The following is a 15,241-nucleotide window of genomic DNA, read 5'->3' as shown; positions in this document are numbered from 1 at the left end:
CATAATTCTCATGTCAATGGAGCCAACGATCCCCAGCCTGCCTACCCCGCCGCCGCAACGACTGCGATGGCTTGCTCTTACCCTGCGCGTGTTGCTGTGGCTTGTTGCCACGGCCTGGGTGCTCTTTGGCCTGACCTGGTTCGTGCTGCATGGCTGGATTGTGCCGCGAATCGGGGAGTTTCGTCCGCGCCTGGAAATAGAGGCCAGCAAGGCTTTGGGGGTGCCTGTTCGCATTGGCGGAATCACCGCATATTCCCAGGGGATGATTCCGTCGTTCGAGTTGCGCGACGTGACCCTGCTCGACGCCCAAGGGCGCGAGGCCCTGCGGCTGCCGGTGATTCTCGGCGCCCTGTCTGCCTCTTCGATCTGGGGGTTGGGCTTTGAGCAGCTTTACATCGACAAGCCCGAGCTGGACATACGCCGAACCGCTGACGGGAAGATCTATGTCGGCGGCCTCGATGTTTCGCAGGACCGGGCGGCCGGCGAGAGCGCCGCTGCCGACTGGTTCTTCTCGCAGACCGAGTTTGTCATGCGAGGCGGCACCGTGCGCTGGACAGATGAAATGAATCCGGCCCCCCCCCTGGCGTTGACGCAGGTTGACTGGGTGATGCGCAATACGCGGCGGCGCCACCTCATGCGCCTGGATGCCACACCCCCTGCAGAATGGGGTGACCGCTTCACTGTCAGGGGCATATTCCGCCAATCGCTGCTATCAAGCAGCGCCGGTGATTTTGATGCCTGGACAGGCCAGCTATTTGCCGGGTTCGACCGGGTGGATGCGTCCCGCATCAGGCCGTACCTCAATCTGGACGCACTGGGCATTGAGCTGACCCGCGGGAATGGCGCGCTCCGCGCATGGGCAGATATTTCCCAGGGCCGGGTGACCGGCGGCACGGCCGATGTGGCACTGCAGGATGTAGATGCTCGCCTGGGTGCCAAGCTGCAGCCTTTGGCCTTTGATTTTGTCGCCGGGCGTGTGGGCGGCGGCCAGCGTACCAATGGGTTTGATTTCAATACCGAAGGCCTGCGCTTTCGCACCCGCGATGGCCTGCAGTGGCCGGGCGGCAATGTGGCGCTGGTGCATACGGGGGACGAGGCCGGCGTTGCGCAGCACACTGAACTCAAGGCAGACAAGCTCGATCTTGCAGCGCTCGCGCAGATTGCCAATCGCCTGCCGCTCGATGCTCCCGTCCATGGGCTGATCACTTCTTTTGCCCCGAAGGGACTGGTCGAAAGCGTAGAGGCCCGCTGGCAGGGACCGCTGGATGCCCCCACCACCTATGCCGCAAAGGGACGCGTTGCCGGGCTGAGTATTGCTGCCCTGCCCGCGCCGCCCAGTCCGGCGTCAGCGCATCCCAAGCCCGGCAGGCCGGGAATCAGCGGCGCCACCATTGACTTTGACCTGACGCAAGCGGGTGGACGGGCCGGCGTCAAGATACTCAACGGCTCGCTCGACCTGCCGGGGGTGTTTGAGGATTCGCTGGTGCCGTTTGACCAGCTTTCCGCCGAGACGCAATGGAAGTTTGCGGGCCGGAAAATCGAAGCGCAGCTGAACAACCTGCGATTTGCCAATGCCGACGCGCAGGGAGAAGCGCAAGCCGCATGGCATACCGACGACGTGGTTTCCAGCAAGCCGCATGCTGCAGATGCAGCAGACCCCAGATTCCCGGGTGTGCTGGATCTGCAGGGCGTTTTGAGCCGCGGTGATGGCGAGCGGGTACACCGTTATTTGCCGCTGGTATTGCCGGACCGGGTGCGCCACTATGTGCGTGACGCGGTCGTGCAAGGCCAGGTCAGCGACGTGAAGTTCAAGGTCAAGGGGCCGCTGGCGCAATTGCCTTTCACCAACCCGGCACAAGGGGACTTCCGGGTGACCGCCAAGGTGCGGAACGGGCACTATGCCTATGTGCCCAAATCCATACAGCCGGCCGGAGCCGCGGGGTGGCCGGCCTTGACTGAACTCAACGGCGAACTGGTGTTTAACCATGCGGCACTTGAGGTCAACGACGTCACCGGCAAGGTCAATGGCCTGCCGGGTTTGCAGCTGGTCAAGGGTAATGCGCGCATCCCTGACCTGACCCATGACACCACTGTCGAGGTGAACACACACCTCAAGGGGCCGCTTGCTGATGCGCTGGGGTTCGTCAACCAGTCCCCGGTTGCCGGCATGACGAACCATGTGCTGGCCAAGGCGGTTGCGGCCGGGCCGGGCGAATACCGGTTCCGGCTGGACTTGCCTATCCACACCATCGATAAATCCCGGGTGGACGGAACCGTCACGCTGCCCGGCAATGACGTGCAGTTTGGTGCGGATACTCCAGCGTTGACAAAACTCAAGGGTGTAGTGACCGTGAACGAGCGCGGCTTCACCGTGGCAGGTGCCCAGGCGCGGCTGCTCGGCGGTGACGTCCGTTTTGACGGTGGCACGCGGGTGCAGGCGCGATCATCCGGCAATGCTGAACAGGAAAGCCAGGTAGCGTTCAAAGCGCAAGGCGTCGTCACCGCGGAAGGGCTGCGCCAGGCCAGGGAGCTCGGCGCGCTTTCGCGCATGGCCCAAAATGCCACGGGCAGCGCGGCTTACACCGCCTCGTTGGGTTTTCGCCGTGGCGTGCCTGAGCTGGTTGTCGCCAGCAGCCTGCAAGGCATGGCGCTCAACCTCCCCGCGCCCCTGAGCAAGACCGCAGAAGCGGCATTACCACTGCGGTTTGAGAATTCGCTTTTGCCGGCGTCCATGGGGCCAGGGCAAAAACTGGAGGACCAGTTATCGGTAACCATTGGCCGTGTGGCGTCCATCATGTATGTGCGGGACGTCAGCGGCAGCGAACCTCGTGTGATACGGGGCGGAATCGGCGTCGGGCTTGAGCCCGGGGAGACGGTGCCTGTGCAGGAAGCCGGTGTGGCGGCCAATATCAACCTGGCCCACGTGGACCTCGATGCCTGGCAAAAAATACTGGCGGATTCTTCTTCCGGCAGCGCGCTCCAGACACCTCCGCCGGTGGCTGCCACTGCGGCGACCAATCGGGCGGCCGCGAACGCGTCCCTGACTTATCTGCCGACCTCCATGGCCATTCGCGCAAAGGAGCTGGTGGTTGAAGGGCGCAAGCTGAACAACGTGGTGGTGGGCGGCTCCCGTGAAGGCCTGACATGGCGTGCGAATATCGACGCCTCGGAGCTCAACGGATACGTCGAATTCCGGCAGCCTGGCGGCATAGGCGCGGGGCGGGTCTATGCGCGGCTTTCCCGTTTGAGTCTGGCCCCAGGTACGGCCAGTGACGTGGAAGCGATCCTGAACGAGCAGCCCGCCAGCATCCCTGCCCTGGACATCGTGGTGGAAGACCTGGAACTGCGCGGCAAAAAACTGGGGCGGGTCGAGATCGACGCCGTCAACCGCGGAGCGTCTGCCGCGGCCCGCGAGGGCGTGCGCGAATGGCGCCTGAACAAGTTCAATGTGATCCTTCCCGAGGCGGTGCTGACGGCAACGGGCAACTGGGTGGCGATCAATGCCCAGAGCGTTGCGGCAAATGCGCCGCGTGCCGCGCGCGCGGTTGCCGAGCGCCGCCGCACCGTGATGAATTTCAAGCTGGACATCGCCGACTCGGGTGAGCTGCTCAAGCGCTTTGGCATGGGTGAGGTCATTCGCCGCGGCAAGGGCAAACTGGAGGGGCAGGTCGCGTGGATGGGGTCACCTCTCAGCCTGGACTATCCCAGCATGAGCGGACAGTTCAATGTCAATGTGGAGTCGGGGCAGTTTGTCAAGGCTGACCCGGGCATCACAAAACTGCTGGGCGTGCTGAGCCTGCAGTCTTTGCCCAGGCGGCTGACCCTGGATTTCCGGGACGTTTTTTCCGAAGGCTTTGCCTTTGACTTTGTCCGCGGCGACATCAATATCAACCAGGGCGTTGCCTATACCAACAACCTGCAGATGAAGGGCGTGAATGCGGCCGTGCTGATGGAAGGCAGTGCCGATATTGCCAAGGAGACGCAGAACATCAAGGCGGTCGTGGTGCCGGAAATCAATGCCGGTACGGCTTCCCTGATTGCCACAGTCATCAATCCGGCCATCGGCCTGGGCAGCTTCCTTGCCCAGATGTTCCTGCGCCGGCCTTTGATGCAGGCGGCGACCCAGGAATTCCACATTGAAGGAACCTGGTCTGACCCGAAAATCATCAAGGTGGATCGCAAGGCACAGGCTGCAGCAGAGCCTGTTCAGGAGGTTCGTTAACCATGAAGATAGCTGCCATCCAGATGGTCTCAGGTACGCGCGTGCAGGACAACCTTGCCGCAGCCCGCAGCCTGCTTGAGCAGGCTGCGGCGCAGGGCGCCGAACTGGCCGTGCTGCCGGAGTATTTCTGCATCATGGGCTTCAAGGACACCGACAAGCTGAAAGTCCAGGAGAGCGCCGGGACGGGCTTGATACAGGACTTCCTGGGCCGGTCGGCGCGTGAGCTCGGCTTGTGGATCGTGGGCGGCACGCTGCCCATGGCCACGTCTGATCCGGCGCGCGCGCGCAACTGTTCGCTGGCCTATGCGCCGACGGGCCAATGCATCGCGCGGTACGACAAGATCCATCTTTTTCGCTTTGCGCAGGGAAAGGAAGACTATGACGAGACGCGTGTGCTGGAGCCTGGCGCGCAGCCCGTCCGGTTTGATCTGGCTTCCCGCGATGGCCATGTCTACGCTGTCGGCATGAGCATTTGTTATGACCTGCGTTTCCCGGAGCTTTACCGCGCGCTGAAGGCCGATGTGCTGCTGGTGCCCAGCGCGTTTACCTACACCACCGGGCAGGCGCATTGGGAAGTGCTGCTGCGTGCACGCGCCATTGAAAACCAGGCCTATGTCATTGCGGCGGCGCAGGGCGGCACGCATGAAAACGGCCGCCGTACCTGGGGCCACAGCATGCTGGTGGATCCCTGGGGTGAGGTGATGGCTCAGCAGGGTGAAGGCGCAGGCGTTGTTCTGGGTGAAATCTCCAGCACTCACACGGAAGGTGTGCGAAGCCGTTTGCCTGCATTGAACCATCGTTTCCTATGAGGCCGGCCGCGTGAGGCTTCCGTTTGCAAACGGCGTCAGCCGCGCCAGCAAGCGCTGGTCCCTGTGGGCGCTGCTGGTGGCGCTGCTGGTGGCGCTGCTGGGCATTCTGGTGTGGCTGGCGGGACGTTATGAGTCCAGCATGGTGCAAAGCCGGCTGGAGCATGACGCAGCGGAAGCCGTAACAGACATCCGCTCGGGGCTGACGCGCAATATCCAGACCTTGCAGGCGCTGCAGTCCAGCGACCGCACGCCGGAGCCGTGGCATTCATCCGCCGCCGAGCTGCTTCGCGAGCGCCGTGAAATCATGCGGCTTGAATGGCGCAACGAAGCGCTCGATGTGCTCGGGTTTGTGGAGACGCCCTATCGCACCTCGGTGTTCGAGCGGCTCGGGCGGGGCAGTTTGCAAACCGACGTGGGCCTGACCTGCACCACGGCCCGGCGCCTGAGCGGTGCGGCTTACTCCATCAGTTATTTCATGCCGCAGCGCGATGGCCTGGGCCTGGAAGTGCTCGACATGTGCCTGCCCGTCGTGGTGGCGGGGCGACTCACGGGGTATAGCGTGGTCACCTATTCGCTGCAGGACATTCTGGGGGAACTGGTTGGCCGCCAGCTCGCCCGGGGCATCGGCCTGTCTTTTACCGAAGCTGACGGCACGCGCCTGGCCCTGCAAGGCGTGCCTTCGCGCGGCAGCCGTATCTATATTGCGCAACAGCTGCTGGACCTGCCCGGCAATACGCTGGTGGTCAGGATGGAAAGCCGGCTGGGCACGCCGGCCCTTTTCCCCAATGTGCTCACCGCGCTGGTCACGGCCATGTCACTGGCGCTGCTTGCCGTGCTGTACCTCCTCGCCAGGGATATGCGCCGCAGGCTGAAAGTCGAGCATGACCTCGGCGAGGCCCTGGCTTTTCGCAAGGCCATGGAGGACTCCGTGCTGACCGGCCTGCGCGCGCGCGACCTGCAAGGGCGCATCACTTACGTGAACCCGGCGTTTTGCAAGATGGTTGGCGTGGACGCCAAGGACCTGCTCAACCAGAGCTTTCCCTCACCCTACTGGCCACCCGAACTGGCCGGCGTGTACCAGCAGCGCCAGGAAATCCGGCTGGCAGGTAACAGCCTGCCCAGGGAGGGCCACGAGTCGGTGTTCATGCGGCGCGATGGCACGCGGTTCCCGGTGCTGATCATGGAGGCCCCGCTGATCAATGCCGTGGGCAAGCACACCGGCTGGATGAGCGCGATTCTGGACGTCAGTGAACAGCGCCGGGTGGAAGAGCTTTCCCGTGCCAGCCAGGACCGCCTGCAGGCCACCGCACGGCTGGCGATGGTTGGCGAGATGGCCTCGCTGCTCAGCCACGAACTCAACCAGCCGCTGGCCGCCATTTCAAGCTACGCCACCGGCTCACTCAACCTGCTGCAGGATGGCATGGACCATGACAAGCCGCTGGCAGCGAACGCCAGCTCAGCGGTGGCGCCGTTGTCGGAAGATTTGCAGCTGGCCATGCGCCGCATTGCGGAGCAGGCCGAACGCGCGGGAAAGGTCATCAAGAGCGTGCATGACTTCGTGAGGCGCCGCGATCAGGTGCGCGAAGCCGTGCAGCCTCGCGCCCTGCTGGACGCCATCATGCCGCTGGTGACCCTTCAGGCACGCAAGCTCGGCGTGCGCGTGGTGATCGAGGTCGACGAGACCTGCACGCCCGTGCTGTGTGACCGCACCATGGTTGAGCAAGTGCTTCTCAACCTCTCGCGCAACGGCATGCAGGCCATGCAGGCTGTGACCCATGAAGGCGGGGCGGCGGAGGCGGCTTCGCGGGAAAAAGTGCTGACGCTGCGTATCCGTCCGGCCGCATCGAACGCGCAGAGCCGCTGGGTGGAATTTTCGGTGACGGATTGCGGTGAAGGCATTCCCAGTGAAGTGGCCGAGCAGCTCTTCACGCCATTTTTCACCACCAAGGAAGAGGGCATGGGGCTGGGCCTGAGCCTGTGCCGCACGGTGATTGAGCAGCACGGCGGCTTCCTGGGGTTTGAGCCCGGCCAGCCGCGGGGTACGATTTTCAGTTTCACCTTGCCGGCGGCCCTGCCGCATGATGCAGGTGCGGATACAGCCTGAAGGACACAGCATGGAACCCATTCAAAATGCCACGGTATATATCGTCGACGACGATGCCAGCGTGCGCGACGCGCTGGCCTGGCTGCTGCGCTCGCGCCGCCTGTTGAGCGAAACCTTCGACAGTGCAGAGGCGTTCGATGCGCGCGTATCCCAGCAATTCGCGGTCAAGTCGCCTTCATGTGTGCTGCTGGATGTACGCATGGCGGGCCTGAGCGGTCTGGCCATGTTTGAGAAGCTGATTGCTTACGGCTTGCTGCCCACGCTGCCGGTGATCTTTTTGACGGGCCATGCGGACGTTCCAACGGCGGTCGACGCGGTCAAGCGCGGTGCTTTTGATTTTTGCGAAAAGCCCTTTTCAGACAACGCATTGGTAGACCGCATTGAACAGGCGCTGAACCATTCCGCCGGGGCCCTGGCGCAGCACAGCGAGTCGAYGGGCCTGCAGGCCCGTCTCGACGGCCTGACAGACCGTGAGCGTGACGTGATGAAGCTGGTGGTGGGTGGGTTGCCCAACAAGCTGGTGGCGGACCAGCTTGACATCAGCGTGCGCACGGTGGAGGTCCACCGAGCCCGGGTTTTTGACAAAATGGGTGTCAAGTCGGCGGTGGAACTGGCCAATCTGCTGCGTAACCTGTAATTGCAGCGCTGCGCAGGGCTTATTTTTTTTCGGACTTTGCAGGGGTCTCTGAGTGGACAGATTCCTTCAGTTCGCCATTTTTACGGCCCGAAAACATCGTCCACCACACAATGAACACCAGCAGCAGCAACGCCCCCAGGGCTTCGAGCAAAAGTAGGGCCATGACATTTCCTTGGATTTCAAAAGAGGCTTCGATGCCTGTGCTGCCGTCAATGCGTTCCATGCGGCTTGTCCCAATTATCGCCATGGCGGCGCTGCTTGCTTCCTGCGCAAGCCCGCCCCGGCCGCCTTCGACCGTCCCTGCGGGCGAGCCCACAGCCCCGGGCGTGCGCGCCGGCGATACCGGCCCATTGCCTGCGCCCATGGTGCAGGGGAAAAGCCGCTGGGTCGCGGTCCGCTGGGCCGAGTTGCCCGGCTTCGAGGAAGACGCGCTGTTTGAGGCCTGGAACGCCTGGCTCAAAAGCTGCGAGCGTCCCGGCCCGGGTTTTGCGCCGCTATGCGGCGATATCCGGCGCCTCAGCATTGCGTCTGCCGATGAGCAGCGCAACTGGATGGTCAGGCGGCTGCAGCCCTACCGGGTGGAGAGCCTGCAAGGCGTAACCGAGGGGCTGTTGACCAGTTACTACGAGCCTGTGCTCAGGGCCAGCCGGCAGCCCGTTGCGGGTTACGAGGTGCCGCTGTACCGTCCTCCCGCATCGCTGGGCAGCCGCAAACCGTGGTTCTCCCGGCAGGAAATCGACACCCTTGCTGAAGCCAAAGCGGCGCTGCGCGGCCGCGAGATCGCCTGGCTGGCCGACCCGGTTGAGGCGATGTCGCTGCACATACAAGGCTCGGGCCGGCTGAACATCACCGAAGCCGACGGCTCGCAGCGTGTCGTGCGCGTGGCCTACGCAGGCACGAACGAGCAGCCGTTTCGCAGCGTGACCCAGTGGCTGCTGGAGCAGGGCGAAGGCCGCATGACGGCGCCCTGGGTGGAGTCCACCAAGGCATGGGTTGCGAAAAATCCGCAGCGCGCCCAGCAAATGCTCTGGAGCAACCCGCGCTACACTTTTTTCCAGGAGCAGCCGCTGAGTGAACTGGATACCGCCTTTGGACCCAAAGGTGCGCAGGGCGTGGCGCTGACACCGGGCCGTTCCATTGCAGTTGACCCGGGAAGCATTCCCTACGGCACGCCGGTGTGGCTGGCGTCCCGTGGCGGTGCGGCCAACCTGCAGAAGCTGGTGCTGGCGCAGGACACCGGCAGCGCCATTGTGGGTGCGGTCAGGGCCGATTATTTTGCCGGAACCGGCCCCGAAGCCGGCCTGCTGGCGGCACGTGTCAACCAGCCGCTGCGGCTCTGGGTGCTCTGGCCGAAGTGAGTGCTCAAAACGTTGGGCAAGCTGAAGGAGATTCCATGAAACAACTGTCGGCCCGAACCGGGATGGCCTTGGTGGGGGTGACCGGAGCGCTTGTGCTGGCAGCCTGCGCGGCGGGTGGCGGGCCTTCGCCTGCCGCGCAGTACCGCTGCGAACACGGCGCTGACTTCAAGGTGAAGTTTGTGGACGACACCGCCGTGCTGGATAGCGCCGGCGGCTCGGACCTGCTGTTTCGTGACGCAGGCGGCCAGGGTGCGCAGCAGACGGTGTACAGCAATCCGCGGATGCGCGCCGAGTTTGGCCTGGGCGCCAGCGGCCGCGAGGCGGTGCTGCGTTATCCGCTGCTGCCGCTGACGGCACACTGCGTGCGCGACTGATTCCCTGTAAAACCTCTTTGCGTTGTTGTGCGGACCTGCCGTGCCAAAACCGCTTCACCGCGATTTGTGGGCGGCTTCTTCTAGCGCACGGAGAGGCGGACTTCCACCCTCATACCGTCCCGACGGGTCGATTGCCGGCTGTCGGCGATGCCGCTGCTGCTGCCGGCGCTCGCATCGTCCGACTCGGCCACGGTGACCCATTCCCCGAGGCGAACGGTCAGCGAGGTGCTGGTGGACGATGAGGACAGGGGAGCCTGCGGCGACGAGCCTGTGCGGCTGGCCTGCCCCGCGGCCAGTTCCAGCTCCACGCTGTCGCCGCCGTACCAGGTGGGCCTGGCTGAAAAGCCGCTGTTAGCCTCGATGAACACGGTGCCGGCCTGGCGCGCCTGTACCAGCCGCAGCGGCTGGCTGTTGCCCAGGTTGATGTTGGCGTTGCGGCCATTGAGTACCAGCACGCGCTGCACCAGGTCGCGTGAATCGCTGCGCTGGCTGTCCTGGGCTGTGATCTGGGCATTGAGGCCCGAGCGGCCCGGTTGCAGCACAACACCGCCCTGCGCGCCCAAGGCACTCTGGGAGCGCAGGCTGCTACCGGCCTGCCGCACTTCGATCTGCAGGTTGCGCATGGGTAGCGCCTCCGGACTTGCTCCTGAATTGATAGCGGGTTGCGCTTGCAGGGCGGGTGCCAGGGCCATAAAAAGCATAAAGGCCAAAGAGGCGGGGCTGGAAGATGGTTTCATGCGGGGCTCCTTGAAGCGTTGTCTTGCAGGTGTTTCATGCGCTGGCTGTTGTGAACAGTGAGCGAATTTGGTGCTATTAAATCAATAGCTGATTGCGCCCGTCAGTAAAGGGTTGCAAGCACTATTTACTTGAATTTTAGACTGTAACCCGCGTCAGGTGCCCGAGCGGCAGTGCGCTGCTCGCCTTGACCTCACCCAGCGAAAAACTGGTGTGCAGGTCTTTCACATTGGGCAGGTTGATCAGGTTTTGCAGCGCAAACTTGCTGAAAGCCTCCAGGTCTTGCGCCACCACCTGCAGCTCGAAAGTGCCGGTGCCGCTGATGTAGTGGCAAGAGACGATCTCCGGCAGCTTCTTGATGGCCTCTTCCAGCTGGCGCGTTGCGTCGCCACTGTTGCGGTCAGCGTCCAGCCGCACAAAGGCCAGAACGCCCAGCCCGATCTTGTGGCGGTTGATCTCGGCACGGTAGCCGGTGATGAAGCCCGATTCTTCCAGCGCCCGCACCCGCCGCCAGCAGGGCGCGGCCGACAGGCCCACACGGGAGGCCAATTCCGTGTTCGTCAACCGGGCGTCGAGTTGCAACTCATTCAGGATCGCGATGTCAAACTTGTCTAATGTTTCCATGTTTGCCACTTTACAGCAATATCCTTTCTAGAAGTGCCCTAAATCGGGCAAACAAAGCAAAGACATATCACGGCTGGCGGCATACACTTTGCATGCAACTAGAGGGCGCCCCCTATCCGGGGGTGACCCTTCTGCCGGCCTGCCCACAAGGCGGTACTAAAAAACAGTCCTGGAGACCCACGAACATGAACGCGCCCCTACCTGAACACATCCGCAAAGCGCTAGAGACCGTCACGCTTGACGATAAATATTCTTTAGGCCACGGCCGCGCTTTCATGAGCGGTGTCCAGGCGCTGGTCCGCCTGCCCATGCTGCAGCGCACGCGCGATGCGATCGAAGGGTTGAACACGGCGGGTTTTATCAGTGGCTACCGCGGCTCGCCGCTGGGCGGCTATGACCAGGCCCTGTGGGCCGCCAAAAAGCACCTGGCTGCACAAAACATCGTGTTCCAGCCCGGTGTCAATGAAGAGCTGGGTGCCACGGCCGTCTGGGGCACGCAGCAACTCGACCTGTACCCGCAAAGCAAAAAATTCGACGGCGTATTCGGCATCTGGTACGGCAAGGGCCCAGGCGTGGACCGCTGCTCCGACGTCTTCAAGCATGCCAACATGGCGGGCACGGCCAAACACGGCGGCGTGATCGCCATTGCCGGCGACGACCATGTCTCCAAGAGTTCCACCGCCGCCCACCAGAGCGACCACATCTTCAAGGCCYGCGGCCTGCCGGTGTTCTTTCCTTCCAATGTGCAGGACATCCTCGACATGGGGCTGCATGCGTTTGCCATGAGCCGCTTTTCCGGCGTCTGGTCGGGCATGAAAACCATCCAGGAAGTTGTCGAGTCGTCCAGCTCCATCCTGGTCGATCCGGACCGCGTGAAGATCATCATCCCCGAAGATTTCGAGATGCCGGCCGGCGGCCTGCACATCCGCTGGCCCGACGCGCCGCTGGAGCAGGAAGCGCGGCTGATGGACTACAAGTGGTACGCGGCGCTCGCGTACATTCGCGCCAACAAGCTGAACTACAACGTCATCGCCGGCCCCAAAGACCGGTTCGGCCTGATCGCCAGCGGCAAGGCCTTCAACGACACGCGCCAGGCCCTGGCCGACCTGGGCCTGGACGAAGAGACCTGCCACCAGCTCGGCATTCGCCTGCACAAGGTCAACGTTGTCTGGCCGCTGGAGGCCACCATCACGCGCGACTTCGCCGAAGGCCTGCAGGAAATCCTGGTGGTCGAGGAAAAACGCCAGGTCATCGAATACCAGATCAAGGAAGAGCTCTACAACTGGCGTGCCGATGTGCGCCCCAATGTGCTGGGCAAGTTCGATGAACCTGAAGGCGACCAGTCGGGCGGCGAATGGGGCCGTTCCAACCCGAGCGACAACTGGCTGCTGCGCGCCAAGGCCGACCTGACGCCGGCCATCATCGCCAAGGCGATTGCCAAGCGGTTGAAGAAACTGGGCGTGCCCGCAGACATCATCTCCCGCATGGACGAGCGCCTGGCCGTCATCGAAGGGCGCGAGCGCGCCCTGGCCGCCGGCAAAGCCGACACCGGCGAGCGCGCGCCCTGGTTTTGCAGCGGCTGCCCGCACAACACCAGCACGCGCGTGCCCGAAGGCTCGCGCGCCGTGGCCGGCATCGGCTGCCACTACATGGCAACCTGGATGGACCGATCCACCTCCACCTTCACCCAGATGGGCGGCGAGGGCGTGACATGGGTGGGCCAGGCGGCTTTTACGACCGACGAACACATCTTTGCCAACCTGGGCGACGGCACCTACTTCCACAGCGGGCTGCTGGCGATCCGCCAGGCCATCGCCTCGGGTGTGAACATCACTTACAAGATCCTCTACAACGACGCGGTCGCCATGACGGGCGGCCAGCAGGTCGGCGAGCGGCCCGAAGGCCATTCGGTGCTTCAGATCATGCAAAGCCTGCGTGCCGAAGGCGTGGCCAAACTGGTCATCGTGACCGATGAGCCGCAGAAATACGACGGCGCGCCGCTGCTCGAAGGCGTGACGGTGCACCACCGCGACGAGCTGGACCGCATCCAGCGCGAGTTCCGCGAGATCAAGGGCACGACCGCGATCATTTACGACCAGACCTGCGCGACCGAAAAGCGCCGCCGCCGCAAACGCGGCACCCTGGTGGACCCTGAAAAGCGCGTGGTGATCAACGAGCTTGTCTGCGAAGGCTGCGGCGATTGCTCAGTGCAGTCCAACTGCCTGTCAGTGGAGCCGCTGGAAACCGAGTTCGGCCGCAAACGCCGCATCAACCAGAACACCTGCAACAAGGATTACTCCTGCGTGAAGGGCTTTTGCCCCAGCTTTGTCACTGTCGAAGGCGGGCAGCTGAAGAAGCCAAAAAAAGACAAGAAAGGCGCACCCAGCAGCCTGTTTGTGGTTCCCGAGCCCGTGTTGCCGGTGGCGGAAAACGCCTGGGGTATCGTGGTAGGCGGCGTGGGAGGCACCGGCGTCATCACCATCGGCCAATTGCTGGGCATGGCAGCCCACATTGAGGGCAAGGGTGTGGTCACGCAGGATGCGGGCGGCCTGGCGCAAAAAGGCGGCGCCACCTGGAGCCACATCCAGATCGCCAACCGGCCGGAAGCCATCTACACCACCAAGGTCGACACCGCCAAGGCCGACCTGGTGATTGGCTGCGACCCGATCGTGGCGGCCAGCAAGTACACGCTCACCGTCATGCAGCCGGGCCGCACCTATGTGGCGATGAACTCGCACGGTACGCCGACGGCTGCCTTTGTGACCAACCCCGCCTGGCAGTTCCCTGGCGGCAACTGCGAGACGGCCGTGACTGCTGCAGTGGGCGCTGACTTGCTCGGTAGCTTCGATGCAGAGCAGGTGGCGGTGCAATTGGTCGGTGACTCGATCTATACCAACCCGCTCATGCTCGGCTTTGCCTGGCAAAAAGGCCGGGTGCCGCTGTCGCATGCTGCGTTGATGCGGGCCATTGAACTCAATGGCGTGCAAATCGACAACAACAAGGCAGCTTTTGAGTGGGGCCGGCGCTGCGCGCACGACCTGGCTGCTGTGCAGGCCTTGTTCAAGGCAGCCCAGGTGATCGAGTTCGTCAAACGGCCCGCACTGGCCGACATGCTGGCCAAGCGGGTTGACTTCCTGACGGCCTACCAGAATGCGGCTTATGCGCAGACCTACCAGGCCTTCGTCGAGAAGGTGCGCGCCGCGGAAGCGCCGCTGGGCAAGACGCTGCTGACCGAGGCGGTGGCTCGCTACCTCTTCAAATTGATGGCCTACAAAGACGAGTATGAAGTGGCGCGCCTGCACACCGACACTGGTTTCCTGAACAAAGTCAACGGCATGTTTGAAGGCGACTTCAAGCTCAATTACCACCTGGCGCCGCCCATGATTGCGTCCAAAAACGACAAGGGCGAGCTGCAGAAGAAGCAGTTCGGCCCCTGGATGCTGGGCGCATTCAAGGTGTTGGCTCGCCTGAAAGGTCTGCGCGGCACGCCGCTGGATGTCTTTGGCCGCACGGAGGAGCGGCGCACCGAGCGGGCCCTGATTGAGGAATACAAGGCGAGCCTGCAGGACGTGATGGCAGGCCTGACGGCCGAAAACCACGCCACGGCGCTGGAAATTGCCCGGATTCCGGAAATGATCAAGGGTTATGGCCATGTCAAGGCACGCCACCTGGCCGCAGCGCGGCCCCAGTGGGCCGCGTTGATGGAATCCTTTCGTACCCCCGGATCTACCGTTCAGCGGGAAGCGGCTTAAAGCCTGGACCGGCGCCGGCCTCGCCGCCGGTCCGGTGTTTCCTTCATGGAGCGGCTTTGCTGCGGAGCTTGCAGCGGCCCTTTGCGCGCAACCCGGCTTGAAAAGCCCCTGGCGCGCGCCAGTTACCCCCTTCTGCGGATGCCCCGCCGCATACAATCGTGAACTCTGTGCGCTGTCCGTGCCGGATGGCGCGCGCCAGTGTGTCTTTTAAATCGTTGTGGAGTTAGCCGTGTTCATTTCTTCTGCCTTTGCCCAAACCGCTCCCGCTGCTGCCGCCGGCGGCGACATGATGTCCTCGCTGACGGGCATGCTGCCTCTGGTGCTGATGTTCGTAGTCCTGTACTTCGTCATGATCCGCCCGCAGATGAAAAAGCAGAAAGAGCATCGCGCCATGATTGAGGCGCTGGCCAAGGGCGATGAAGTCGCCACCGCTGGCGGCCTGCTGGGCAAGGTGACCAAGCTGGGCGACGTGTACCTGACCCTCGAACTGGCGCCAGGCGTCGAAGTCCAGCTGCAGCGCAGCGCGATCATTCAGGTGCTGCCCAAAGGCGCTATCACCCCAGCCAAATAAGGCTTTCGCCGGCCGCAACGGCCGGCAGGCCTGACTTTGTTCATCCGTCCACCAG

General features: G+C 63.3%; 10 protein-coding genes. 8 read left to right on the top strand and 2 right to left on the bottom strand.

The window, feature by feature from the left end; all coding sequences use genetic code 11:
* The first annotated feature begins 16 nt into the window (after positions 1-16).
* The 6 genes from AC1DY9_RS15375 (at position 17) to AC1DY9_RS15350 (ending at position 9,504) form a co-directional block, all read left to right on the top strand.
* Entirely contained in the window at positions 17-4,222 is a 4,206-nt protein-coding gene (locus tag AC1DY9_RS15375) for a YhdP family protein (RefSeq protein WP_477666976.1), read from the top strand.
* A gap of 2 nt (positions 4,223-4,224) precedes the next feature.
* A complete protein-coding gene (locus tag AC1DY9_RS15370) occupies positions 4,225-5,031 on the top strand; it encodes a carbon-nitrogen hydrolase family protein (protein ID WP_477666959.1) in 807 nt (268 codons plus the stop codon).
* A 10-nt stretch (positions 5,032-5,041) separates the two neighbouring features.
* The gene (locus AC1DY9_RS15365; RefSeq protein WP_477666958.1) at positions 5,042-7,135 is read left to right on the top strand and encodes a two-component system sensor histidine kinase NtrB; all 2,094 of its coding nucleotides are present in this window, start codon (positions 5,042-5,044) and stop codon (positions 7,133-7,135) included.
* A gap of 10 nt (positions 7,136-7,145) precedes the next feature.
* Positions 7,146-7,772, top strand: coding sequence for a response regulator transcription factor (locus tag AC1DY9_RS15360; protein ID WP_477666957.1), 627 nt, complete (start codon positions 7,146-7,148; stop codon positions 7,770-7,772).
* A gap of 110 nt (positions 7,773-7,882) precedes the next feature.
* Positions 7,883-9,130: a murein transglycosylase A gene (gene mltA, locus AC1DY9_RS15355; protein ID WP_477666956.1), complete on the top strand. Its 1,248-nt coding sequence runs from the start codon at positions 7,883-7,885 to the stop codon at positions 9,128-9,130.
* A gap of 35 nt (positions 9,131-9,165) precedes the next feature.
* Positions 9,166-9,504 (top strand): hypothetical protein, encoded by a 339-nt coding sequence (locus tag AC1DY9_RS15350; RefSeq protein ID WP_457282421.1) that lies wholly within the window; start codon positions 9,166-9,168, stop codon positions 9,502-9,504.
* 80 nt (positions 9,505-9,584) lie between these two features.
* Here AC1DY9_RS15350 and AC1DY9_RS15345 read toward each other — a convergent pair whose 3' ends face one another.
* A complete protein-coding gene (locus tag AC1DY9_RS15345) occupies positions 9,585-10,241 on the bottom strand; it encodes a hypothetical protein (protein WP_477666955.1) in 657 nt (218 codons plus the stop codon).
* 136 nt (positions 10,242-10,377) lie between these two features.
* Positions 10,378-10,863 (bottom strand): Lrp/AsnC family transcriptional regulator, encoded by a 486-nt coding sequence (locus AC1DY9_RS15340; RefSeq protein WP_457282419.1) that lies wholly within the window; start codon positions 10,861-10,863, stop codon positions 10,378-10,380.
* 185 nt (positions 10,864-11,048) lie between these two features.
* On the opposite strand from AC1DY9_RS15340, the gene AC1DY9_RS15335 reads away from it, so the two are divergent.
* Positions 11,049-14,615 carry an indolepyruvate ferredoxin oxidoreductase family protein gene (locus AC1DY9_RS15335; protein WP_477666954.1) on the top strand — a complete coding sequence of 1,189 codons (3,567 nt, stop codon included), beginning with the start codon at positions 11,049-11,051 and terminating at the stop codon, positions 14,613-14,615.
* 229 nt (positions 14,616-14,844) lie between these two features.
* Entirely contained in the window at positions 14,845-15,186 is a 342-nt protein-coding gene (yajC, locus tag AC1DY9_RS15330; protein ID WP_457282417.1) for a preprotein translocase subunit YajC, read from the top strand.
* Positions 15,187-15,241 lie beyond the last annotated feature (55 nt).

It is taken from the genome of Polaromonas sp. P1_F6, from assembly GCF_056405695.1.
Note: the sequence above shows the minus strand (reverse complement) of the source record. Positions and strands in the feature narration are given on the sequence as shown.